Raw genomic sequence first — 22247 nt, 5'->3', positions numbered from 1 at the left:
CCATGAAGGTCGTGGTGCTCACCGGAGCAGGCATCTCTGCGGAGAGTGGGGTGTCCACCTTCCGCGACGCCGGCGGCCTCTGGGAGGGGCATTCGGTTGCCGACGTGGCCACCCCGGAGGGTTTCGAGCGTGACCCTGCGCTGGTGCACGCCTTCTATGACGCTCGGCGTGCCCAACTCGAACTGGTGACGCCGAATCCGGCCCACCTGGCCCTGGCCGAACTCGAGGAGACGCTGGGTGACGATCTGTTGCTGGTCACCCAGAACGTGGACGACCTGCACGAGCGGGCCGGTTCACGGCGACTGGTGCACATGCACGGCCAGCTGCGCTCGGCCTGGTGTACGTCGTGTGACGGGCGGTGCCCGTGGACGGCCCCCCTTGCCGACGGTCCGCCGTGCCCGGGATGCGGTGCCGCGTCGCTGCGGCCCGACATCGTCTGGTTCGGGGAGGTGCCCCGGCAGATGGACCGGATCGAAGCCGCACTGGCGGCGGCGGACCTCTTCGTGTCCATCGGCACGTCCGGGGCGGTGTATCCGGCCGCCGGCTTCGTCCAACTGGCCCGGCTGTGGGGCGCCCATACTGTCGAGCTCAACCTCGAGCCGAGTCAGGGCACGGTGTGGTTCCGCGATGCCCGGCACGGTCCGGCGTCGATGCTGGTGCCGGCCTGGGTCGCCGAGCTGACCGCGCGTCGGCTCAGTCGGTGAAGCCCAGCGAGTCCAGGGTCAGCTTCACGTAGACGTCGAAGAGCAGTTCCGGCTCGTCGATGACATCGCCGGCGTGACCGAACAGTTCCGAGGAGACGATGCCGTGCAGTGCGGCGGTGGCGGCGACCAGCAACCCGGCGTACCGCGCATCGAGGTCCTCGCCCAGATCGAGCCACGTCTGCGCGGGTGCCGCCAGGCGAAGCTCCGTGGGCATCTGCTCGGTCCGGCGCAGGTTGAGCTTGCCTTCGCGTGCTGCGGCGACGCAGACATCCCGCAGGGGCAGCAGCAGGAGCCGGTTGAGCACGTGCGGGGAATGGTCAGCGTCGTCGTCGCCGGGTTGGTTGACCCCGACGATCAAGGAGTACTCGGCCGGGTGCCGCAGCGCCCACGACCGGTAGCTCGCCGCCAGCCGTTCGACACGTTCGCGATGGCTCGTGGCGCCGGCCAGGGCTTGCTCGAACTCCCCGAGAGCCCGGCGACAGGCCTCCTCGGCCAGTGCCTGCGCGAGCGCCTGCCGGGAGTCGAAGTACCGATAGATCGCCGACGGCGCCATCCCCATCCCACGAGCCACCGCCCTCAGCGAGAACCCTCCGTCCGGGGCGCTCTCCAGCAGCCCGCGGGCGGTCTCGAGGATCTCTTCGGTGGCCTCTTTGCGGAGTCGTTCGCGACGACCCATGGGTGGGTTCACGGTCTCGGGGTTCCCTCCGGACTCAGGCCGGCGGTGCGGGCGCGGGGGGTGCGTGATGGACATGACGCTTCCTGCACGCTCCTGCGGAACCACCGGCATTCACTCTCCGTGTCGTGTTGGCGTCTGAATCGCTCCCCACGATCAGCCACCACTGTCCCCGTGAACTTGGTGTTCATCCAGCCTACCCCCAGCAGGAGCGAACGATGTCGGGCCACACGCGCCGATCTCCGGAATTGCGACCTACGTCACACTGCCCGGTTCGCTGGCTCGGGACGGGGGCTGTGGGCCGGTGGTTCTGCGCGGTCCGTGGGGCGCGACCTGGTCGTTACCGACGGGTAGTATGGGCGGCATGAAGCGCGACATCTACGACGCCGACCACGAGTCCTTCCGCGAGTCGGTGCGCACCTGGCTCGAACGCTCCGTGATCCCCCACAGCGAGCAGTACATCGCCGACAAGGCCCTGCCGCGCGAGTTCTGGCTCGAGGCGGGTGCGCAGGGATTCCTGGGTCTGGCGATCCCCGAGGAGTACGGCGGCGCCGGGGCCGACGACTTCCGCTTCAACGCGATCCTTGAGGAGGAGTTGGCCAAGGTCAACGCCGCGCTGCCGACCTGTGTGGGCATCCACGCCGACATCACTGCGCCGTACCTGGTCGAACTCGGCACCGAGGCGCAGAAGCAGAAGTACCTGCCCAAGGTCGCCTCGGGTGAGTGCCTGCTGGCGATCGGGATGACCGAGCCGTCCGGCGGCTCCGACCTGGCCGCGTTGAAGACCACCGCGGTCCGCGACGGGGATGAGTGGGTCATCAACGGCTCCAAGACCTTCATCACCAACGGCTTCTCCTGCGACATGGTGGTGACCGCGGTCCGCACCGACCCGGAGAAGGGGCCCAAGGGGATCACCCTGTTCGCCATCGATGCGGACAAGGAGGGCTTCAGTCGGGGTCGCAAGCTGGACAAGGTCGGCATGGAGGAGTCCGACACCGCGGAGCTCTTCTTCGAGAGCGTGCGCTGCACCGACGACGACATCGTCGGCGAGCTGAACATGGGCTTCGTCCACATGATGCAGAAGCTGCCCCAGGAGCGGATCGCCTGCGCCATCGCGAACACCGCGCACGCCAAGCAGATCCTCGAGGAGACCATCCAGTACGCCAAAGAACGGCAGGCGTTCGGCCAGCCCATCGGCAAGTTCCAGCACATCAAGTTCCTGCTCGCTGAACTGGTCACCAAGGTCGAGGTCTGTGAGGCCTACATGGACAAGTGCGTGGCCGCGCACTCGGTCGGCGAACTGTCCGCGGTCGAGGCGGCGAAGGCGAAGTGGTGGTCCTCGGACACCCAGGGTGAGGTCCTCGACCACTGCGTGCAGATCTATGGCGGCTACGGCTTCATGAACGAGTACCGCGTCGCTCGTGCCTGGCGCGACGCCCGGGTCACCAAGATCTGGGCCGGCTCCAACGAGATCATGAAGGAGCTCATCGGCCGCGAGCTCGGCTTCTGAGCCGCGCCCGGTCAGGACCCGTCGTACAACACCTCGAACCGTTCGAGGACCACCGGCATGGTGGGGGAGAAGCCGCGGTCGTGGGCGGCGTGCTCGGTGAAGAAGCGTTGGTGGACCTCGCTCCAGTGCTCGAGCGTGCGGTCCCCTTCGCCTTCGGCCCGGGCGTGGTCGGCGTCGACCTCGTCGAACGGCACCACGGACACCGCGCTGGTCACGATCAGCGCGCGCGGGCGGCTCGAACCGTCCAGGAGGATGGAGAGCCCGCCCCGCTCGGGCATCGGTTCGTCGGGGTCAGCCTCGATGTCCCACAGGGCCGTCGAGGTGGCGGTCTTGGTGCCAGCGAGGACCAGCGCCAGCAGCTCGTCGGCGTGCTCGGGGGTCGCGCCGAAGGCCCAGGCGGGTGGCGTGATCGCATCGAGGGGCTGCGGCCCGGTGTAGATCGAGAGTCGGTTGAGGTTCGCGCGGACACGCGCGACCTGCCAGAAGGAGTCGATCAGGTCCTGGGTCATGCCGGGAACGCTAGCCGACACCCGGATACTCAGGTGTTCCCGACGGGATTGAACTGGCGTCGCGAGCCCGATGCCTGCAGGTCCCCGGCAGTCAGCCGTAGTTCAGCCCGCGCGCTGGCGGGCACCTGCTCGCCGTGGGCGCTCACCACCAACGCCCAGGCGGGTTCGTGCTGTGGGCCGGGCACCAGCATGGCGGCGCAGGCAACGCCGTCACGAAACTCCCCATGCTCCTCGACCAGGGTCCCGACCTCGGTGCGGGCCAGCAGCCTGGCCAGACGCTCCACATCGGTAGCCGTGTTGGCGGTGAACTGGCGCATCCCCTGGCGCCGCAGTAGGGCGCGGCGCTCTCGCCCAGGAAGCGTCAGAAGCAGGGCCTTGCCCAAGGCTGTGGCATGGGCTGAGACATCCAGGCCACGCTCGAAGTCCTCCAGATAGGGCGACCCAGGACCTTCCACGTAGTCGACGACCACCACGGCGTCCCCATGGAGTCGGCCGAGGTAGGCGCTCAGGCCGGTCTGCCCGACGAGGTGTCGCATGGCCTCCCGCGCAGTCGGTGGCTTCGGACACGATTCCAGGAGGTCGTAGAACCTGCGGGCCACCTCGCGCCCGCAACTGTAGGTCCCGTCGGTAGCTCTGTGCAGGTAGCCCTCGTAGGCCAGGGTGCGCACCAAGTGGTAGGTGGTGGAGAGGTTGAGGTCACAGCGTCGCGCGATGGCCTTCACCGGCAACGACGAGGAGGCGCTGACAACTTCGAGGATACGCAGCGCACGCCCAACGCTCTGAACGAAGTCTTCGGGAGGCGGAGACGGGTCGTTGCGGGGCATCACTCACTCCTTCGATGATCACCATCGTAGTTGTCGCTGTGAGCAGCGCCACAGCGTTTCGTGATGGGAAATCCAGGGGGGTTCCGGCGTCTGGGCCGCCGCACTTGACTTGTGCGCATCGCACAAGGAGGTGTTGCGCATGACCCAGCAGACGCTGGCTGAGGCGACCAAGGACGGGGCGCCGACAGTGGATCCAAGGATCCGTGACGTGCTGACAGGGGTCTTCGATCCCTGTTGTCGCGATAAGGGGATCTCCGTGGTGGACATGGGGCTGCTGCACCGGGCGGAGATCAGCGGATCCCGAGCGCGGGTGGAGTTGCTGTTGACGTCCGGCTGGTGCCCGTTCGCCTCACAGGTCCTCACTGACATAGAGGCAGCCGTGGTCGGACTCGAGGACGTCGCGGAGGCGGCGGTGGAGATCGTCTGGGACGAGGTGTGGGGATCCGAGCGCCTTAGCGCCTCGGCGCGCAGCAAACTCACATTCCTGCCCGAGCCCGCTGCGGTGCCCGACCCAACAAACTATGTGGCTGCCAACTGGCCGAACCATGAAGGAGAGCAGCGATGATCGGCGATGCATTCGTGTTCGACGGGGTGGCCCACCCCTTCAACTTCGAACAGGGGAACGCCTTCGGCAAGGAAGGGGAGATGTTCTCCAACCACCTCTACGCCTTCCACGCCACCTTGACTCCCGAGGGTGAGGAGGTGATGCCTGCCGAGGAGTGGTTGCACAAGTGGTCCATCGAGGAGATCCGCGAGATGGTCTATGCCAACTCTGACACCGACATGCTGGTGGCGATGCCGCTGCCGCTGACCGACCTCTACCGGGACGGGCTGTCGCCGTGGCAGGAGTGCGCCAAGCTGGCGCAGGCCGATCCCGACCGGACAGTCCTTTGGGGCACGGTGAATCCGTTGGAGGGCAAGAAGGCTCTGGACGATGTGACGCGCCAGGTCGAGGAGTACGGCGCCCGTGGCTTCAAGTTCTACAACGTCCGGTACGAGGACGGAGGCATGGTGCCCTGGCGGATGGACGACCCGAAAGTCGCCTTCCCGGTCTTCGAGAGGCTCCAGGAGCTTGGGATCGACCTGGTCGGTGTACACAAGGGAGTGCCGCTGGGTCCCCAGCCGGTCGAGTTCACGCAGACGTGGGACATGGACGGGGCAGCTGCGTCCTTCCCAGACATCAACTTCGTGATCTACCACGTCGGGCTCCCGTTCATCGATGAGACCTGCTGGCAATTGATCCGCTACCCGAACCTGTACGCCTCGCTGGCCGCCTCGATCAACTTTGTGGTGCGGGCGCCACGGTTGTTCGCTGAGCTGCTCGGGAAGCTGCTCTTCTGGTGCGGAGAGGACAAGATCGTCTACGGATCCGAGGCACCGATCTGGCAGCCGCAATGGGCCCTCCAGGCGTTCTGGGACTTCGAGATCCCCCAAGACCTTTGCGACGGGTACGGATACCCACAGCTCACCGCTCAGGCGAAGCGCAAGATCCTGGGTGAGAACATGCTGCGGCTCCACGGCATGGACGTGGAGGAGACCATTGCGAGGGTCGGGCGGCGAGATCGCATGCTCGCCTGAATCCCGGGCGACCGTGGTGGCCGCCGATGGGCAGCCACCACGGGTCGACTCGCGGAGTGCCGCGCCCGGTCCTGCTATCGGTTGAGTTCCTCGCCGACCAGGGCGAGGAGCTCCTCGGCGCGCTCGGTGAGGCCCAGTGGGGTCAGCAGGTTCGCGATCATGTCCCGGAACATCACCCCGGATTCGATCAGTCGCGGGTCGATGTGGCCGAAGACCTCGAGGGTGACCACGCCGTACAGGGCGGCCCATACCCGCATGAACACCCACAGCAGCCCACGGTTCTCGTCCGTGAGCCGGTCGAGGTCGACGGGCATCACCGGGTCCACGACGGTTTCCAGTACGCCGGGGGGTAGCTCGTCGCGGGTCGGGTGCGGGATCGGATGACGTTCATGCAGATCGATCAGCAAGTCGTTCATGAACCGGCACGAGTGCGAGATCGTGATCAGGTCGCGGCGCAGGCAGGCGCTCTCGGCCACGGGGTTCGCGAAGACGAGCCCGAACTCCCGGGGGTTCTCCTGGCCCCAACGACGGAAGGCCACCGCCGCGGCCATGGCACTCGCCGCCGGATCGCCGCGGTGCCGGTCGGCGGCCGCGCGGAACAGGTCGGTGGCCGCCTTGTCGATCTCGAAGGCGACCAGGTCGACGAGCTCCTGGTAGTTCGCCACATAGCGATAGAGCGCCGGCGCCGTCATCCCCATCCGAGCCGCGATCGCGCGCAGGGACAACTCCTCGCCGGCCGCCAGGAGGTCCCGGGAGGTGGACACGATCTCCTCGAAGGTCGCTTCTCGCTGACGCTCTCGCCGGGTGGCCGTCGGCACTCGTGCCTCCTGTGTTCGGGGGTTGACGTGGCGAGTTTACACCGTTTACGGTAAACCCCGTTAACACTACTGATCACACTTCACTGGAGTCGACATGATCGAGACCTTGGGCCGTTTCGTGGTCCGTCGGGCGCTGCCCGTCCTGATGGTGGGGCTGTTCGTCGCACTCGGCGCGGCCTGGTACGGCACCGGGGTCTTCGGGGCGCTGTCCAATGGTGGGTACGACGACCCGGCGAGCGACTCCGCCCGGCAACTCGAACTCGAGCGCGACACCTTCGGCAACCTCGGCGTCGACGTGGTCGCCATCTACTCCTCCGAGGACCTCACTGCCGACGACCCGACGTTCCGGGGGGCGGTGCAACAGTCGCTGGCCACCCTGCCCGCCGAGCATGTCAGCGCAGTCGTGCCCTGGTACGCCGTCGACGAGCCCGCCATGGTGACCGAGGACGGTCACGCCGCGCAGGTGATCATCTCTCTCGGTGGCGACGACCAGGACCAGATGGGCCATGCCTACGAGGAGATCGCCCCCCTCCTGGAGGCGGACAGCCTCACCCTGCACCTGGCAGGCATCTGGTCGACGTACGCCAACCTCAACGACCTCAGCCAGGAGGACCTCGAGCGGGCCGAGCTGATCGCCCTCCCGATCGTCCTGCTGCTGTCGCTGATCATCTTCCGCAGCGTGGTGGCCGCGCTGATGCCGTTCATGGTCGGCGTGCTGGCGATGATCGGAGCCCTGGCCGCGGTGCGACTGCTCACCGAGGTGACCGAGGTGTCGGTCTTCGCGGTCAACGTCGTCACGCTGCTCGGGATGGGGCTGGCGATCGACTACGCGCTCTTCGTGGTCAGCCGCTACCGGGAGGAGTTGACCCGCCGCTCGGTGAACGACGCCCTGGTCGCGACGATGGCGACCGCCGGGCGGACCATCGCCTTCTCCGGACTGATCGTGGCCGCCGCGATGAGTTCACTGCTCCTCTTCCCCCAGGCCTTCCTCCGATCGCTCGGCTACGGGGGCATCGCTGCGGTGCTGGTGGCGATGGTCGCCTCGCTGACCGTGCTGCCCGCCGTACTGGCACTCCTCGGACGCCGCATCGATGCCGGCCGACTGCCGTGGGGCCGTGCCCCGCGTGACCCGCACGACTTCGGCTTCTGGGGGCGGACGGCGCGTGCCGTGATGCGCCGCCCGATCGCAGTCGTCACGCTGCTCACCGCGGCACTGATCGGACTTGGTCTGCCCTTCCTCGGCGCGAGTTGGGGCGATTTCGACCACCGGGTGCTGCCGGCGCACGCCCCAGCCCACCAGGCGACCGAGAAACTGGCCGAGTTCGGCCCCGAGCAGGCGACCGCCAACGTGACGCTGGCCGGTGCCGACCAGGCCGGGGTCAACGAGTACCTGACCGCGGTCAACGGCATCGACGGCCTCGACGCGGCGGTGATCGCCGCTGACACCGACCTCACCGTCATCCGGGCGATCTGGCAGGCCAGCGCCCAGTCGGGAGAGTCCCAGGAGATGGTGCGCGCGCTGCGTGCCGTCGAGGCGCCGACCGGTGCCGAGGCGCTGGTCGGTGGGCTGTCCGCCGACACCGTCGACCTGCTCAGCTCCATCGCCGAGCGGCTGCCCTGGATGGGTGTGTTCGTGGTCGTGGTGATGCTGGTGCTGCTCTTCCTCGCCTTCGGGTCGATCGTGCTGCCGATCAAGGCGGTGTTGATGAACCTGCTCTCGATCTCGGCCGCGTTCGGGATCGTCGCCTGGATCTTCGCCGACGGCAACCTCGAAGGGCTGCTGGACTTCACCAGCCCGGGCTACCTCTACGCGACCCCGCCGATCCTGATGCTGGCCATCGTCTTCGGGCTGTCCATGGACTATGAGGTGTTCCTGCTGTCGCGGGTGCGTGAGGCGTGGGACGCCACCGGCGACAACGTGCTGGCGGTGGCCACCGGCGTGGAGCGCACCGGCCGGATCATCACCTCCGCCGCGGTGCTCCTCGGTGTCGTCATCGGTGCCTTCGCGCTGTCGGGCATCGTCTTCATGAAGATCCTCGGCGTCGGCATGCTGATCGCGCTGCTGATCGACGCCACCGTGATCCGCGGACTGCTGGTCCCGGCCACCATGAAGCTGCTGGGCCGCTGGAACTGGTGGGCGCCGGGACCGATGCGCCGGTGGTGGCTGCGGCACGGCTTCCGGGAGGAGTCGGGCGCCGGGCAGGATCCCGAGCCCGGTTCCACGCCCGAGCCGGCGCTGGTGGGCCGCTGACACGCGGCCGGATGAGACGGAACAGGGGCGGTGACCCGACCGGGTCACCGCCCCTGCGCGTTCCTACGCCGGTGCGCTCAGCGTCCGGCGGGCTGCATGGCGCCGAGGTGGTGGATGATGTCCTCCACCCGGTCCTTGGCATCGCCGAAGAGCATCCGGGTGTTCTCGCGGAAGAACAGCGGGTTCTGGACGCCGGCGTACCCGGTGGCCATCGACCGCTTGAAGACGATCACCTCGCGGGCGTTCCAGACCTCCAGCACCGGCATGCCGGCGATCGGGCTGGCCGGGTCCTCGGCGGCCGACGGGTTGACGGTGTCGTTGGCGCCGATCACCAGCACCACGTCGGTGTCGGAGAGGTCGTCGTTGATCTCGTCCATCTCCAGCACGATGTCGTAGGGGACCTTCGCCTCGGCGAGCAGCACGTTCATGTGGCCGGGCAGTCGACCTGCCACCGGGTGGATCCCGAAGCGGACGTTGACGCCCCGCTCGCGCAGCTTGGCGGTCACCTCGGCGACCGGGTACTGCGCCTGGGCCACGGCCATCCCGTAGCCCGGCGTGATGACGACCGAGGTGGCGTGGGCCAGGATCTCGGCGACCTCGTCGGCCAGGACCTCGCGGTGCTCGCCGTAGTCGGTGTCGCCCGAGGGGGCGGCCTCGATGCCGAAACCGCCGGCGATGACCGAGATGAAGGAGCGGTTCATGCCCTTGCACATGATGTAGGACAGGAACGCACCCGAGGAGCCGACCAGGGCGCCGACGATGATCAGCAGGTCGTTGAGCAGCAGGAAGCCGAGTGCGGCCGCGGCCCACCCGGAGTAGCTGTTCAGCATCGAGACGACGACCGGCATGTCGCCGCCGCCGATGGAGGCGACCAGGTGCCAGCCCAGCGCCAGCGCCAGCACGGTGATCAGGATCAGCATCCACAGTTGCGGGTCGATGACGAACCAGGCGGTCATCGCCACGAAGGCGACCACGGCGCCGATGTTGAGGACGTTCTTGCCCGGCAACACCATCGGGGTGGACTTCATCCGCTCCGACAATTTGAGGAACGCCACGATCGACCCGGTCAGGGTGACCGCGCCGATGAAGACGCTGATCGTCACCTCGGCGGCGTGGATGCCGAGCAGGCCGAGCAGGTCCAGCTCCTGGGCGGCCGCACCGTCGGGGTCGGCCTCGACCTTGAAGTAGCGGTTCCAGCCGACCATCACCGCGGCGGCACCGATGAAGCTGTGCAGCAGGGCGATCAGTTCGGGCATCCCGGTCATCTCCACGACCCGGGCGCGCCACAGGCCGATCGCGGCACCGATCAGGACCGCGACGATGAGCAGCACCAGGCCGGTGTTGTCCATGCCGTGGCCGAAGGCCAGCGCCAGCGTGGCTGCCAGGGCGACACCCATGCCGAGGGCGCCGAAGGTGTTGCCGGCGCGGGCGGTCTCGTGCTTGGACAACCCGGCCAGGGCCAGGATGAACAGCAGTGCGGCGACGATGTACGCCGCGTATGCGGCAGTGTCAGTGGTGAACAACCGTCTCAGCTCCTGGAGAACATGGCGAGCATGCGGCGAGTCACCGCGAAGCCACCGAAGATGTTGATGCTGGCCAACAGCACCGCCACGAATGCGAAGGCGGTGATCAGGGGCTTGCCCGTGCCGATCTGCAGCAGGGCGCCGACGATGATGATGCTCGAGATCGCGTTGGTGACCGACATCAGCGGGGTGTGCAGAGCGTGCGCCACGTTGCCGATCACATAGATCCCGACGACCACCGCGAGCGCGAAGATCAGTAGGTGGCTGTGCAGGGCCGGCGGCGCGATGGCGACCAGCCCGAACAGCACCGCGCCCATTGCTGCCACGGTGACGATCCGGCCGCGCTCACTGAGCTTGGTCGGCTGCTTGGCCGGCGCGGAGGGCTGCACCTTCGCAGGCTGGCCCGGGGCGGCCGAGACCTGCACCGGCGGCGGCGGCCACATGGTCTCGCCGTCCCGGGTCACGGTGATGCCGCGCTGGACCACGTCGTCCATGTCCAAGGTGAGCTGACCGTCCTTCTCGGGGGTCAGCAGCTTGAGCAGGTTGACGATGTTGGTGCCGTAGAGCTGACTGGTCTGCGCGGCCAGTCGGCTGGACAGGTCCGTGTAGCCGAGGATCGTCACGCCGTTGTCGGAGACGGTGCGCTCGTCGGTGACCGTGAGGTCGCAGTTGCCGCCGTTGGCCGCCGCCATGTCGACGATCACGCTGCCGTTGGCCATCGCGGCCACCGTCTCGGCGCGGATCAACTTCGGGGCGGGACGGCCGGGGATCAGCGCGGTGGTGATGACGATGTCGGCGTTGCGCGCCTCCTCGTCGTACATCGCCGCGGTGGCCGCCTCCTGCTCGGCGGTCATCTCCTTGGCGTAGCCGTCGGAGGAGACCTCGGACTCCATCTCCACGGAGACGAACTCGGCACCCATCGAGCGCACCTGCTCGGCCACCTCGGGGCGTACGTCGAAGGCGCGGACGATGGCGCCCATCGCCGACGCGGCGCCGATCGCGGCCAGTCCGGCGACGCCGGCGCCGACCACGAAGACGCGGGCCGGGGGGATCTTGCCGGCGGCGGTGACCTGGCCGGTGAACTGGCGCCCGAACTCGTGGGCGGCCTCGACCACGGCGCGGTAGCCGGCGACGTTGGCCATCGAGGACAGCACGTCCATCGACTGCGCCCGCGAGATCCGCGGCACGGCGTCCATCGCCAGGGCGGTCACCCCGGCCTGGGACAGCCGGTCCACCAACTCGGGGTTGCGGGCCGGGGCCATCATCGAGATCACCGTCGCGCCGGGACGCAGTCGAGCGATCTCGTCGTCGGTCGGGGCGTTGATCTTGACGACGATGTCGGCGGCCCAGACCTCGTCAGCGGTGCCGACGCGCGCTTCTGCGTCCACGAACGCGCCGTCCGCCTGGTCGGCGCCGTTGCCTGCGCCGGACTCGACGACGACGTCGTAGCCGAGTTTGCGCAGCTGGGATGTGGTCTTCGCCGTCGCGGCGACCAGGGTCTCTCCCGGTTTCGATTCCCGGGGAATGCCGATCAGCACGAGGGCCTCCTGCCTGTCGAGTGCACAGCGTGCGACAACCTACCCATGTACTGGCGAGTTGTGATCCCCCATGCGGTGGATGAGACGCTGAGATGTCAGTCACACCCCGGTGGTGGTGGGGGCTCTCTGGCAGCATCGGTGGTATGCCCGGGCTCCCGTCGACGTTGCGGATGTTCGCCGCGGTGCGTCCTTCCGAGGAGGCGGTGGCTCACCTGGATGCGTTCTTGGAGGTACGACGCGACGCGGCGCCGTTCCGGTGGTCGGACCCGGACCATTTCCACCTGACCTGCGCCTTCTATCCGGCGGTGCCGGAGCGCAAGCTGGACGATCTGATCGAGCGGTTGGAGCGCGCCGCGGCGAAACGAACCGCCTTCGAGGCGCGGCTGTCCGGGGGTGGGGCGTTCCCGCATCCGGCCGGCGCACGGGTGCTGTGGGTGGGGGTGGCTCTGGACGAGGTCGGCGAGGTCGAGTTGCCTCGGCTGGCAATGGGCTGCCGGGCCGCCGGGACCCGGGCCGGTGCGCCAGCCGAGGGACAACGCTTCACCCCGCATCTGACGGTCGCCCGGCTCGGTCGGCCCGCCGAGGTCAGCAACTGGGTGCGGCTGCTGGAGACCTATCAGGGTCCGGCCTGGTCGGCGGACACGCTCACGCTGGTGGCGTCGTACCTGGGACAGGGTCGGCGCGGACGACCCCGCTACGAGATCGTCGCCGAGTCCCCCCTGACGAAGTAGCCCATCTCGTTCGCCGAGGTGTCACACCTCGGCGGACGAGATGGGCTACTTCGTTCAGACGACGCCGTAGAGGCGGTCGCCGGCGTCACCGAGGCCCGGGACGATGTAGCCGCGGTCGTTGAGCTTCTCGTCCACAGCCGCGGTGACCACGGTGACCGGTACGTCGAGCCCGGCCAGGCCCGCTTCCAGCCGGGCGCAGCCTTCGGGGGCGGCGAGCAGGCAGATCGCGGTGATGTCGTTGGCTCCGCGCTCGACCAGGAACCGGATCGCCGCCGCCAGCGTGCCGCCGGTGGCCAGCATCGGGTCGAGCACGTAGCACTGGCGACCGGCGAGATCGTCGGGCAGTCGCTCGGCGTACGTGGACGCCTCGAGGGTCTCCTCGTTGCGGATCATGCCCAGGAAGCCGACCTCGGCGGTGGGCAGCAACCGCATCATCCCGTCGAGCATCCCCAGTCCGGCGCGCAGGATCGGCACCACCAGCGGCTTGGGTGCGGCGAGTTTGACCCCCGTGGCCGGGGAGACCGGGGTCTGGATCTGCACCGGGGCCACTCGGACCTCGCGGGTGGCCTCGTAGGCCAGCAGCATCACGAGTTCCTGGGTGAGCATCCGGAAGGTCGGCGAGTCGGTCTCCACCGAGCGCAGGGTGGTGAGCTTGTGCGAGACCAGCGGGTGGTCGACGACGTGGGTGCGCATGCGGTGCACGATAGCCCGTGCGGACGGTTCGCAGCGGCGCGCGTCCTTGTCTTAACAGGCTTGTTGGGGTGCTGCATCTCTGTCACAGTGGTGCACGAAGGCGTTGGGCGTTGCCTAGGAGTCGAGGGGTGGGTGCAGTGGCCGGTCAGACCGACAGCATTGACTTCGCCTTGGCTGCCTACCGTGAGGAAGGCCAGTGGCAGGTCGCCGAGATCGCCGAGCACTTCTGTGAGGAACTCGGGGCCGTGGTCACCGGGCTGCGTCGGTTCCCCGGTGACGGTGGTGCGCTCGGCCTGATCGGCATCGACGAGGACTTCTTCCTGTTGGTGCGGGTGACCGGCAGTCAGGTCCACGTGTTGTTGTCCGACGTCACCGCCGCCGAGGAGTGGGAGTTGGCCCGCGAAGCGGTCCAGTTGCTCGACCTGCCGATGCCCGAGGACGAGGACGAGCAGGCCCCCGCCGGCGACCTCGGCATCCTCGCCGACGCCGGGGTGACCGCGATCGACATGGGCGTGCTGCTGGACGACTACGACCTCTACCCCGACGAGGCGCTCTCCGAGATCGCCCGGCGGGTCGGGTTCGGCGACCTCTTCGATGACGCGGTCGGGCTCACCTCGGCCTGATGGTGGGTGACGCATGGGTCGACGCGATGCACGTCGCTCTGGCCGAGGCGCGGATCGCCGCCGACACCGATGACGTGCCGGTCGGGGCCGTGGTCCTCGACGCCGACGGGGCGGTGATCGGGCGCGGCCGGAACGTCCGTGAGGAGCAGGCCGACCCGACCGGCCATGCCGAAGTGGTGGCGCTGCGCGAGGCTGCTTCGGTCCGCGGCGAGTGGCGGCTCGAGGGCTGCACACTGGTGGTCACCCTGGAGCCGTGCACGATGTGTGCGGGGGCTGCGGTGCTGGCCCGGGTGGCCCGGGTGGTCTTCGGTGCGTACGACGATAAGGCCGGCGCCGTCGGATCGCTCTGGGACGTGGTCCGGGACCGACGCCTCAACCACCGGCCCGAAGTCATCTCTGGTGTGCTGGCGGCGGAGTCGACCGCGCTGCTGGAGGAGTTCTTCGCCCGGCACCGCGGAGGGTGAACCGCTTCCCCGCCCGGCGTACTCGCCCGATTCCCCCTGAGGGGGGCTCCTCTTGTAGCCTTTCCCGCGGTGGCGTGTCCGAGCGGCCTAAGGAGAACGCCTCGAAAGCGTTTGTGGGTGCAAGCCCACCGAGGGTTCAAATCCCTCCGCCACCGCCAAGTGACACATGCTGGAACCCTCGGTGAGCGAAAGCTCGCCGGGGGTTCTTGCGTGTACCGCCCCGGCGGTGGCCAGGACGGCGCCGACGACCGGCGCCAGGGGGGCGCGGACGACGGCGGGGATGGTGGCGCCGTCGTCGGACAGGCTGTCGACCTCGAAGGGGCCGAAGACGGCCTTGTTGAGGATGGTGCGGGCCTCGTCGCCCACGGTGGCGTAGAGCTTCTCGGCGCGGGTCAGCAGTGAGATGACCTGCTCCAGTCGGGCGTAGACGATCGGATGTCGGCGCGCCGGATCCAAGGCAGCGCGGAGTCCGTGTCGGACAGCACCCGCAGACGGGGAGCGCGGAGTGTCCTCCCAGGCAAATCGGCTGCCGCCGCTCCGGCGGCTGAGTCGTGTCACGACCGCGGAGGCCCCTCGCCGTGAGAGATTTGGGCGGGACGCTTGCGCGTCGGATTCCATGGTGGATGAGAGGGAAAGGGGTTCGGTCTTGAGGTTCCGTCACAGCGTCCTTGTCGGCGGACTAACGGTGGTGTTAGTCCTCTCCGGCAGCTTCTGGTTTGGTGCTCTCGTAGGGATCGTCTCAACCCACCTGCTACTGATCCTGGTGGTTCTTGGGACGCTCATGGCGCTTGTTGCCCCCTGGTACATGTCGGATGGGATGTACCCAGGGCCGGCTGTGCTCTCGGCGGCGCTTGTCATTGCAATCGGCACATTCCTAGCCCTGCATACTCTAGAAGTCTGGTCGCTCTTCGAGCTTCTCCGGTCACGGGGCATCAACGCCTGGCTGTTCGTGGGGGCCGTGGTCGCTGGGGCCTTCGTGACCGCGGTAACTTTTTGGTTCAGGGATGATCTCAGTATAGAGGAAATGCTTTGGCTCGTACTTCCCGCACTTACCCTGCTGGTTATAGGCCTTGTTTTGTACGTGGGCGGCACGCGATTGGTCGACTGGGCGGGAATCGATATTCGGCTCGTGAGCCTCCGAGATCATTGGCAGCCCGTTGCTCTCGTCGTGTCGACTCTGGCCTTGCTCCTACGGCTCCGATGGCTTCTTGATCCCTATCGAACTACTGAAGAAGATGACGATGATCTCGAGTGGATCGGTATTCGCTTCCGGGAACACGAAGCCGAGGACGCATCGAAGCAACAAGAGAGCAACTGGGCGAACCGCTTAGTCAGATTGATTCGACGGACGGGGCTCCGATTTGTGGATCTGCTACTCGTCGGTGGGACTGCCGCGTTGTTTGGCGCTACATTCTTGTACTACCTGCCGACACTTCTCGTCGATATCGAGGGTCTAACGCCAGAGCAGGTCTCCCAAGCCTATACGAATGAGAGAAGAACTATCCTGGCAGTCTTGGCCGGCCTCGGTGCGGCACTGACTTTGGTCTATACGCATCTAAGACATCAGCTTGATCGAGATGCCAACTCGACCGGTCGATATAGCGAAGCTGTCCGACAGTTGAGTAGCGATCATTTGAGTATGAACCTCGGAGGCGTATACGCCCTGGCAAGGGTTGCGCGCGACTCACCTCGGGACCGTGACACAATCTGCGAAGTCCTGGCGGCCTATGCGAGGGAGTCGACCTGGAAGCGATCTGAAAGCCCTGAAGACACCCCTCTTCCGCGGCATACTTTACCTACTCTGAAAGTCCTAAGTGATCTGCCGCGCGGTGCCAACTACCCTGACCTGCGCGGGATCAACTTGAGTTACTCGTCCTTCCGGATGGGGTCGCTCCCAAGAGGTGCGATACTGGACTCTGCTGATCTCCGCCATTCGGTGCTGGAGAATGTGAAACTGCGTGACGTGGACCTTACTCGCGCCAAGCTCTCTTTTGGGCATCTCAAATCAGTCACAGCCGAGCGGTGCTCTTTTGATGGCCTCGACCTCGAAGGATGCGATGTTGTCGAATCCACTTTCGTTGATTTGTCGACAGATTCCGCTCCCATTCAAGCGTCCAGCGCGAAATTTGGATCAACCCAGTTCCAGAGATTGGACTTCTCGGAAGCCGGACTCAAGGATGCGTCTTTCAATGACTCGTACTTCGACAGCGTCCAACTTGACCGGGCTGATCTGCGAGGTGTATCTGTCAGTGGCGGCGAATGGAAGAATATGCGCATCGACGGCGCAGATATGAGGGGGGCCGTTCTCCAGGATGTGAGGTTTCGGGACGTTTCTCTGTATCGGTGCGACCTTCGTGAATGCGATCTCAGTGGCGTGAAAGGGCTCAAGGAAGATAATCTTGAACGTATAATGTGCGATGATTCAACGCGCTGGCCGGACGGCTTTGAGCCTCCGCGTCATTCGTTCCGTTAGCAACCACGGATCTCCGGAGGCAGCATCGCATGTTTCCACGTACCGTGGACGCCTTCATCCGGCTCATCCCAATCGAGGGTGTAGCGGTTGCGGTCTGAAGCCGCCGGTCTCGAGCAGCGACTGGCGATGTAGTTGGTGAGGTTGCGGAACCCGAGCGCGCTGTCGCGGAGGTGTTCGAGCCGGCCGTTGAGTGCTTCGGTCGGTCCGTTGCTGGTGCCCGGTCGGTCGAAGTAGGCGAGTGCGTCGGCGGCGCGCTTCTTGTGGGTCTGGCCGAGCGTGATGATCTCGGTGAGGGCCTTCGGGACGCCGCTGCTGATCGACTCGATCAGCTTGACCATGGACTTGCGGCCCTGGGTGCGGTCGGGCTCGCGGTAGGCGGCAACCATGCGCTGGTAGATCCACCAGGTTACCTCGACCTCTGCGTGTGCATCGTTTGCGAACAGCACGGTGAGCCGGCCCTTCTGGCGGTCGGTGAGCAGTCCGGCGCCGGTGTGCAGGGTGCGGCGCGCCTTGTAGAGCGGGTCGTCCTTGAATCCGCGGTGGCCATGGACCTGGAGCTGGACCCGACGACGGCACTTGTCCAGGGCGTCGCCGGCCAACCTCACGACGTGGAAGGGATCCATGACCGCGACCGCGTCGGGGACCTCCTCGGCGGCGGCGCTCTTGAAGCCGGTGAAGCCGTCCATCGCGACCACCTCGATCCCGTCGCCCAGGCCTGGGGTCGCTCGGCGAGCCAGGTCTTGAACGTCTGCTTCGAGCGGCCCTCGACCATGTCGAGCAGCCGGGCGGGGCCGGTGCCGTCACGCACCGGGGTGAGGTCGATGATCACGGTGACGGACTTGTCGCCGCGCCTTGTATGGCGCCACACGTGCTCATCGAGCCCGAGGACCCGGACGCCGTCGAAGCGGTGCTCGTCATCGAGCAGGACCCGCTTCCCTTCGGCCAGAACGGCGTTGTTCGCGGTGTCCCACGCGACCCCGAGCCCTTCGGCCACGCGGGCGCCGGTCAGGTGCTGGACCACGATCCCTTCCAGGGCCCAGCGCAGCCCGCCGCGCGAGACCTTGGCGCGTGGCTCCGCGGCGAGCGTGGTGTCTTGGCGCCACACGTGATCACACTCGGCACAGCGGTAGCGGCGCACCGTGACCTCGAGTGTGGTCGGGCGCCAGCCCAGCGGCTCGTGCGCCAACCGCCGCACCACCGTGTCTCGTGCCGTGCCCTCGCAGCCGCAGCGGTGGCACCACTGGTCGGGTTCGACGACCAAGCACGCCAGCACCGCACGGTCGGGCTCGAGTCGCTGCCCGACCACGGCCAAGCCGAGGCCATCAAGTCGAGCGAAGGCGGTCAGATCAGCGCAGGCGAAGCCGGCCGGAGGGGTAGCGTCAGGCACGTCGAGGTCTTCCAGATGTCAGGCGTAGGAACCTTCATCTTCGGGAGACCTCGACCTCTATCCCGGCACCGACGCGCCGCCACGTCATCACAACCCGGCTACACCCTCATCTGGGAAGAGCCAATCCCCCGCGAGTCCGCCCCGCATACTCCCTCGCGGATCACCTTCGTCCCCTATCGGCGTGACCTAACCAGGTCTCCTCGGTGAGCCCCAGGTGGACGGCGCGCAACTGTCCGGAGCGCATGCAGTGCACCTCGACAGCCCATGCACGTGACGATCGAACAGCCATCGGATCAAGGACTCAGCTGTCGTCATTGCACTAGGTGGTGTCGCTGTTGAGGGTCACGGCTCTCGTCACTTCGGGCCGGTCGCCACCCGTCTCCACTGAGGAGGCCGTAGAGCCGCAGGATCAGTGACGCGGAGCCGAGCAGAATGCGCTTCGCCATTCCGCGGCTCTTCCGGTATGTGAGCTTGTCGAAGGCCTGAATGGCCGCGGGCAGCATCACGATCAGAAAGAGCAAGGCGATCCTGATCTCCGACAGAGGGATGTTGTCGAGGTCGGCGCGGGCATCGACAAGGCCAGCCACCTGGACGGACAGCATGGTCACGCACGCCAGGGTCGTGGCACCGAGCGCTCCGCGGCCAGTGACGGGGAGCAATGCGATCAGGCAGGGAATGACCGCCCACGCCCAAGTGTAGGTGGCGGGGAGACCGACCGCGACCGGGGCATGCCATCCGGTGGTGGCTAGGAAGGCCGCGGCGGCGAGCCGCCACGGCGGTGGCTTCCAGCGTCGCTGGGTGTAACGCAGAATCGGAACCTCACCGCCGTCACCCGGCTTGGAAAAGCCACGGATGGGGGAGCCCGGAGGCAGGCCAGCCGAGACCAGGACCGGGAGGAGGTGCGGCTTGCGACGCAACGAGGCCAAGCTAGTCGCAATGGGCGTAGCGACGCCGTCGGCGTCGTAGTAGTGGTGATCGGCCGCCTCGAGCCCCCAGGTCAGCGCGACGAATTGAATGCCAACCAGCCAGAAGCCGGCAACGAGCCACCCGAAGCCGTCGGTGACCCCGTCGGGCTGGACAGCGAACCAGCCGATGGTGAACCGCACTGGGTAGCCGAGACCTACGGCTGCGAGCAGGGCGTACATGCCGAGCTTCGAACAGTCCTCCCTGTGTCGCAGCCACGCACGGAGGGACTCGTAGATGATCGCCGTAGCGGCGGTCGCGGCCACGGCGATCAAGAGCGCGCGGTCGACTGCGAGCTGCAAGCTACCGGGGCTCCAGTCGATGGTGACGATGACGATGACGAGGTATAGGCGAAGCAGGATGACCAACCAGGAGGCGTGATGGGCGCCGGGGGACTCTGGCAGCCGACCGCGGGTGCTCGCCGTCGGCGCCACCCAGTCCTCGCTGCGGCCGACTATGTCATTCCACTGGTAGCGGGCTTGGTAGATGAGTACCTCGACCGCGACCCACAGAGCCGCGACCTGGAGCAGATCGCGGCCAAGGTCTGCGGCGTCCGTTGGCGGCGCATTGCCGCTGGCCAGGTTGGCGGCAATCACTCCGCCGAACAGAAACGCACCCTTAACAAGATCATCGGGCCGGGGGAGCACGAGGTAGGAGACGAGGGAGCGGCGGTTGTCGTCGCTGGACTAGACGGTATGGAGTGTCCACTCAGTAGCCCCGAGCGCTCACTCCATACCGTCTAGTTCAGGTCCGGCTCGGAGACAGGCATCGATATCGACTGACTCCACGCTGCTAAGCCGCTCCTCACCGACGCTCCAGGAACCGCATCGTCACCTCCATGGACTCGGGGAACGCCGGCCCGAAGGCGTGCCCGTCGTCCCACCAGCGCAGCCGCGAGTCGACGCCGGCCGCCCGCATCGCCCGCTGGGTGGCGGTGGCCCAGCGTGGTGGGCAGACGTCGTCGGAGCGGCCGTGGTGGGACAGTACGGGTTCGCTGATTCGGTCGAAGTAGTTGATCGGCGACAGTGCCTCCGCGAACGCTGCGGGGTCCGTCAGTCCGTGGTGGTCCATCGCCTCGTCCCAGAACGATTCGCCCCTGAAGTGCGAGACGTACTCCCAGGCATCCGACGACACCGACGCGAAGACCACGCCCGCCTGCACCAGCCCCGGCGACATCACCAGCGCCTGCTGGACCACCGACCCGCCCATCGACCGGCCGATCATCGCGACCCGCTCCGGATCCACAGCCACCTGATCACTGTCGAGCAACGCATGGACCGCGTTGATCACGTCGATCGCATAGCCCAGCCGGAAGGTCCCCAGCGGGCCGGGATCGCGGTCGGAATCCGCGTGGTTGCGATAGTCCACATGCAGCGCCACATAGCCGCGCTGCGCCAGCACGGTCCGCTCCCGCGTCATCCCCTGCCCGCGCACATAGACAGCCGGGTCGATGTAGCCGTGCGCCAGCACCACCGCCGGGAACGGCCCCGGCCCCGCCGGCACGTTGAGCACCCCGGAGATGGTCAGGTCCTCACTGCGATAGGTCACGTCGTACGACGTGTAGCGCGATGTCCGCTCCCGGACCGCGCCCAGCCGCAGGTCCCCGCCGGAGAACTCGTGGTCGAAGAAGGCGGGCAGGGTGTGGGGCATCGGTGCTTCGGCGGGGGGCTCGGTCGGCGGGGAGTCCGGGGGCGTCGCCGACGGTGACGCGGGCGGGGCGCCGGGAGGTGCGACCGGCTCCGTGGAGCAGCCCGCGAGCAGCAGCACCAGTGCTGTCGCGGCAAGGAACCGACCTGCCATCTGCTGCCTCCGGCGCTCGCTGTCAACGCAGTCGACAGTAGCCAGCCGGTCCACACCCAGCCAGTCCACCCAGCCAGTGCTCAGCGACTCGATTCGAACCGGCGTCAGTCGCCCAGGCGCCGTCGGGCCAGGTCCTCCTGGGCGAGGCGGCGTAGGGCGAGCAGGACCGGTTCGACGAGCAGGGTGCCGACCACGGCGTGGGCGGTCGCTGCCGCGGCGGTGCCGCCGACCCCGGCCAGATCGGTGCTCGCGATCCTTCCCGCGGCATCGGCGTACTCGGCCAACGCGGTCTCACTCAGGGTCAGGCCGGCGGCGTCGAGCCGGTCCAGGGCGGCGGCGAGGGCGACCGCGTGGCTGCTGGTGGGCTCCGGCAGCCACCCGCGTTCGCTGAGCAGGGCGGCGACGCGGGACTGAGCTGCCGTCGTGGGCGGGTGCGGCGGGGCGGGGGAAAGGAGTCGGTGGGCGGCACCGATGGCGTGGGCGCGATCGGTGGAGTCGTCGATCGCGGCGAGGATGTCACGCACCTGGTCGAGCCTCAGCCCGGCCACCTCCACCAGTGCCCGGATCAGCCGCAGCCGGTCGACGTGCGCGGCGACGTAGCGACTGCGGGTGGCCCCGGCTGCCTCCCCGGGCGGCAGCAGGCCCTCGCGCAGGTAGTACTTGATCGTCGGCACCGGAGTCCCGCTCCGCTCGGCCAGCTCACTCATCCACACCGAGCCATCTTGACACTTGGATAGTTGACTATCCACTATTAGATAGTCAACTATCCAAGGAGTCGTGATGCTGTCCACCGAGAGTCAGATCCTGGCCGGGATCCTGCTGCTGTCCCTGGTCACCGTGGAGACCGGCGGCCTCTACCTGGTCCGGATCACCACCGGCCGGGAGCAGGTGACCGCCTTCCAGGAGAAGTTCGCCCGCGCCGGACATGCCCACGCCGGCGTCCTGCTGCTGCTCGCCCTGGTCGTCCAGCCCTACGCCGACGCGGCCGGGATGGACGGACCGCTCGGCTGGCTCGGCCGCGCCGGGGTGGCCGCAGCCGCGCTGCTGATGCCCGCAGGCTTCTTCTTCGCCTCGCTGGGCCAGGGGCGGGAGCGCCCGAGCCGATGGATCGTGCTGGTCTTCGTCGGTGCCGCAGTGCTGGCCGCGTCGCTGACCACGCTCGGACTCGGGCTGCTCCTCTGACCC

20 protein-coding genes, 1 tRNA gene and 1 pseudogene are annotated in these 22247 nt (G+C 67.5%); 11 read left to right on the top strand and 11 right to left on the bottom strand.

The window, feature by feature from the left end; translation table 11 throughout:
* The first annotated feature begins 2 nt into the window (after positions 1 to 2).
* Complete coding sequence (locus JKG67_RS11605) at positions 3 to 704, top strand: NAD-dependent deacylase (RefSeq protein WP_203337476.1); 702 nt, start codon at positions 3 to 5, stop codon at positions 702 to 704.
* Here the strand turns inward: JKG67_RS11605 and JKG67_RS11600 are convergent.
* Positions 694 to 1455 carry a TetR/AcrR family transcriptional regulator gene (locus JKG67_RS11600; protein ID WP_203337475.1) on the bottom strand — a complete coding sequence of 254 codons (762 nt, stop codon included), beginning with the start codon at positions 1453 to 1455 and terminating at the stop codon, positions 694 to 696. The genes JKG67_RS11605 and JKG67_RS11600 overlap by 11 nt on opposite strands.
* 286 nt (positions 1456 to 1741) lie before the next feature.
* On the opposite strand from JKG67_RS11600, the gene JKG67_RS11595 reads away from it, so the two are divergent.
* Positions 1742 to 2887, top strand: coding sequence for an acyl-CoA dehydrogenase family protein (locus JKG67_RS11595; RefSeq protein WP_203337474.1), 1146 nt, complete (start codon positions 1742 to 1744; stop codon positions 2885 to 2887).
* A gap of 11 nt (positions 2888 to 2898) precedes the next feature.
* Here the strand turns inward: JKG67_RS11595 and JKG67_RS11590 are convergent, their stop codons facing one another.
* Both JKG67_RS11590 and JKG67_RS11585 read right to left on the bottom strand, forming a co-directional pair.
* The gene (locus tag JKG67_RS11590) at positions 2899 to 3396 is read right to left on the bottom strand and encodes an ASCH domain-containing protein (RefSeq protein ID WP_203337473.1); all 498 of its coding nucleotides are present in this window, start codon (positions 3394 to 3396) and stop codon (positions 2899 to 2901) included.
* A gap of 29 nt (positions 3397 to 3425) precedes the next feature.
* Positions 3426 to 4220 carry an IclR family transcriptional regulator gene (locus tag JKG67_RS11585; protein ID WP_203337472.1) on the bottom strand — a complete coding sequence of 265 codons (795 nt, stop codon included), beginning with the start codon at positions 4218 to 4220 and terminating at the stop codon, positions 3426 to 3428.
* 139 nt (positions 4221 to 4359) lie between these two features.
* Here JKG67_RS11585 and JKG67_RS11580 point away from each other — a divergent pair, with 139 nt between their 5' ends.
* Entirely contained in the window at positions 4360 to 4785 is a 426-nt protein-coding gene (locus JKG67_RS11580; RefSeq protein WP_203337471.1) for a metal-sulfur cluster assembly factor, read from the top strand.
* A complete protein-coding gene (locus JKG67_RS11575) occupies positions 4782 to 5798 on the top strand; it encodes an amidohydrolase family protein (protein ID WP_203337470.1) in 1017 nt (338 codons plus the stop codon). The genes JKG67_RS11580 and JKG67_RS11575 overlap by 4 nt, the downstream gene beginning before the upstream one ends.
* 74 nt (positions 5799 to 5872) lie before the next feature.
* Here JKG67_RS11575 and JKG67_RS19100 read toward each other — a convergent pair whose 3' ends face one another.
* Positions 5873 to 6616, bottom strand: a complete 744-nt coding sequence (locus JKG67_RS19100) for a TetR/AcrR family transcriptional regulator (protein WP_203337469.1) — start codon at positions 6614 to 6616, stop codon at positions 5873 to 5875.
* Positions 6617 to 6710: 94 nt separating this feature from the next.
* On the opposite strand from JKG67_RS19100, the gene JKG67_RS11565 reads away from it, so the two are divergent.
* A complete protein-coding gene (locus JKG67_RS11565; RefSeq protein WP_203337468.1) occupies positions 6711 to 8867 on the top strand; it encodes an MMPL family transporter in 2157 nt (718 codons plus the stop codon).
* A gap of 77 nt (positions 8868 to 8944) precedes the next feature.
* Here JKG67_RS11565 and pntB read toward each other — a convergent pair whose 3' ends face one another.
* On the bottom strand, positions 8945 to 10390 hold the full coding sequence (gene pntB / locus JKG67_RS11560; protein ID WP_203337467.1) for a Re/Si-specific NAD(P)(+) transhydrogenase subunit beta: 1446 nt from the start codon (positions 10388 to 10390) through the stop codon (positions 8945 to 8947).
* Positions 10391 to 10395: 5 nt separating this feature from the next.
* On the bottom strand, positions 10396 to 11928 hold the full coding sequence (locus JKG67_RS11555; RefSeq protein WP_203337466.1) for a Re/Si-specific NAD(P)(+) transhydrogenase subunit alpha: 1533 nt from the start codon (positions 11926 to 11928) through the stop codon (positions 10396 to 10398).
* A 143-nt stretch (positions 11929 to 12071) separates the two neighbouring features.
* Between JKG67_RS11555 and thpR the strand changes: the two genes are divergently transcribed.
* Positions 12072 to 12659 carry an RNA 2',3'-cyclic phosphodiesterase gene (gene thpR / locus JKG67_RS11550; protein ID WP_238998336.1) on the top strand — a complete coding sequence of 196 codons (588 nt, stop codon included), beginning with the start codon at positions 12072 to 12074 and terminating at the stop codon, positions 12657 to 12659.
* A gap of 54 nt (positions 12660 to 12713) precedes the next feature.
* Here the strand turns inward: thpR and upp are convergent, their stop codons facing one another.
* The gene (gene upp, locus JKG67_RS11545) at positions 12714 to 13352 is read right to left on the bottom strand and encodes a uracil phosphoribosyltransferase (RefSeq protein ID WP_203337465.1); all 639 of its coding nucleotides are present in this window, start codon (positions 13350 to 13352) and stop codon (positions 12714 to 12716) included.
* A 128-nt stretch (positions 13353 to 13480) separates the two neighbouring features.
* Between upp and JKG67_RS11540 the strand changes: the two genes are divergently transcribed.
* The 4 genes from JKG67_RS11540 (at position 13481) to JKG67_RS19095 (ending at position 16912) form a co-directional block, all read left to right on the top strand.
* Positions 13481 to 13975, top strand: a complete 495-nt coding sequence (locus tag JKG67_RS11540) for a tRNA adenosine deaminase-associated protein (RefSeq protein ID WP_307816533.1) — start codon at positions 13481 to 13483, stop codon at positions 13973 to 13975.
* The gene (locus JKG67_RS11535; RefSeq protein ID WP_372442074.1) at positions 13975 to 14439 is read left to right on the top strand and encodes a nucleoside deaminase; all 465 of its coding nucleotides are present in this window, start codon (positions 13975 to 13977) and stop codon (positions 14437 to 14439) included. Before JKG67_RS11540 ends, JKG67_RS11535 begins: the two co-directional genes overlap by 1 nt.
* A gap of 68 nt (positions 14440 to 14507) precedes the next feature.
* Positions 14508 to 14597, top strand: a tRNA-Ser gene (locus JKG67_RS11530).
* Between the two features lie 461 nt (positions 14598 to 15058).
* Positions 15059 to 16912: a pentapeptide repeat-containing protein gene (locus tag JKG67_RS19095; protein ID WP_203337464.1), complete on the top strand. Its 1854-nt coding sequence runs from the start codon at positions 15059 to 15061 to the stop codon at positions 16910 to 16912.
* 63 nt (positions 16913 to 16975) lie between these two features.
* On the opposite strand, the pseudogene JKG67_RS11520 reads toward JKG67_RS19095, so the two are convergent.
* The 4 genes and pseudogenes from JKG67_RS11520 to JKG67_RS11505 form a co-directional block, all read right to left on the bottom strand.
* Positions 16976 to 18299 (bottom strand): annotated as a pseudogene (locus tag JKG67_RS11520) (ISL3 family transposase).
* 311 nt (positions 18300 to 18610) lie between these two features.
* Positions 18611 to 19909, bottom strand: a complete 1299-nt coding sequence (locus JKG67_RS11515; RefSeq protein WP_203337463.1) for a hypothetical protein — start codon at positions 19907 to 19909, stop codon at positions 18611 to 18613.
* Between the two features lie 157 nt (positions 19910 to 20066).
* Positions 20067 to 21062, bottom strand: coding sequence for an alpha/beta hydrolase family protein (locus JKG67_RS11510; protein WP_203337462.1), 996 nt, complete (start codon positions 21060 to 21062; stop codon positions 20067 to 20069).
* 104 nt (positions 21063 to 21166) lie between these two features.
* Entirely contained in the window at positions 21167 to 21769 is a 603-nt protein-coding gene (locus JKG67_RS11505; protein ID WP_238998335.1) for a MerR family transcriptional regulator, read from the bottom strand.
* A gap of 73 nt (positions 21770 to 21842) precedes the next feature.
* Between JKG67_RS11505 and JKG67_RS11500 the strand changes: the two genes are divergently transcribed.
* Positions 21843 to 22244: a hypothetical protein gene (locus JKG67_RS11500; protein WP_203337460.1), complete on the top strand. Its 402-nt coding sequence runs from the start codon at positions 21843 to 21845 to the stop codon at positions 22242 to 22244.
* The last annotated feature ends 3 nt before the right edge of the window (positions 22245 to 22247 follow it).

The organism is Nocardioides limicola, from assembly GCF_016827675.1.
Taxonomy (GTDB): Bacteria; Actinomycetota; Actinomycetes; order Propionibacteriales; family Nocardioidaceae; genus Nocardioides; species Nocardioides limicola.
Note: the sequence above shows the minus strand (reverse complement) of the source record. Positions and strands in the feature narration are given on the sequence as shown.

Excerpts from the sequence above, each read along its gene's own strand:
- JKG67_RS11605 (WP_203337476.1), top strand. The coding sequence starts at position 3 with ATGAAGGTCGTGGTGCTCACCGGAGCAGGCATCTCTGCGGAGAGTGGG.
- JKG67_RS11600 (WP_203337475.1), bottom strand. The coding sequence starts at position 1,455 with ATGTCCATCACGCACCCCCCGCGCCCGCACCGCCGGCCTGAGTCCGGA.
- JKG67_RS11595 (WP_203337474.1), top strand. The coding sequence starts at position 1,742 with ATGAAGCGCGACATCTACGACGCCGACCACGAGTCCTTCCGCGAGTCG.
- JKG67_RS11590 (WP_203337473.1), bottom strand. The coding sequence starts at position 3,396 with ATGACCCAGGACCTGATCGACTCCTTCTGGCAGGTCGCGCGTGTCCGC.
- JKG67_RS11585 (WP_203337472.1), bottom strand. The coding sequence starts at position 4,220 with ATGCCCCGCAACGACCCGTCTCCGCCTCCCGAAGACTTCGTTCAGAGC.
- JKG67_RS11580 (WP_203337471.1), top strand. The coding sequence starts at position 4,360 with ATGACCCAGCAGACGCTGGCTGAGGCGACCAAGGACGGGGCGCCGACA.
- JKG67_RS11575 (WP_203337470.1), top strand. The coding sequence starts at position 4,782 with ATGATCGGCGATGCATTCGTGTTCGACGGGGTGGCCCACCCCTTCAAC.
- JKG67_RS11565 (WP_203337468.1), top strand. The coding sequence starts at position 6,711 with ATGATCGAGACCTTGGGCCGTTTCGTGGTCCGTCGGGCGCTGCCCGTC.
- thpR (WP_238998336.1), top strand. The coding sequence starts at position 12,072 with ATGCCCGGGCTCCCGTCGACGTTGCGGATGTTCGCCGCGGTGCGTCCT.
- upp (WP_203337465.1), bottom strand. The coding sequence starts at position 13,352 with ATGCGCACCCACGTCGTCGACCACCCGCTGGTCTCGCACAAGCTCACC.
- JKG67_RS11535 (WP_372442074.1), top strand. The coding sequence starts at position 13,975 with ATGGTGGGTGACGCATGGGTCGACGCGATGCACGTCGCTCTGGCCGAG.
- JKG67_RS11510 (WP_203337462.1), bottom strand. The coding sequence starts at position 21,062 with ATGGCAGGTCGGTTCCTTGCCGCGACAGCACTGGTGCTGCTGCTCGCG.
- JKG67_RS11505 (WP_238998335.1), bottom strand. The coding sequence starts at position 21,769 with ATGAGTGAGCTGGCCGAGCGGAGCGGGACTCCGGTGCCGACGATCAAG.
- JKG67_RS11500 (WP_203337460.1), top strand. The coding sequence starts at position 21,843 with ATGCTGTCCACCGAGAGTCAGATCCTGGCCGGGATCCTGCTGCTGTCC.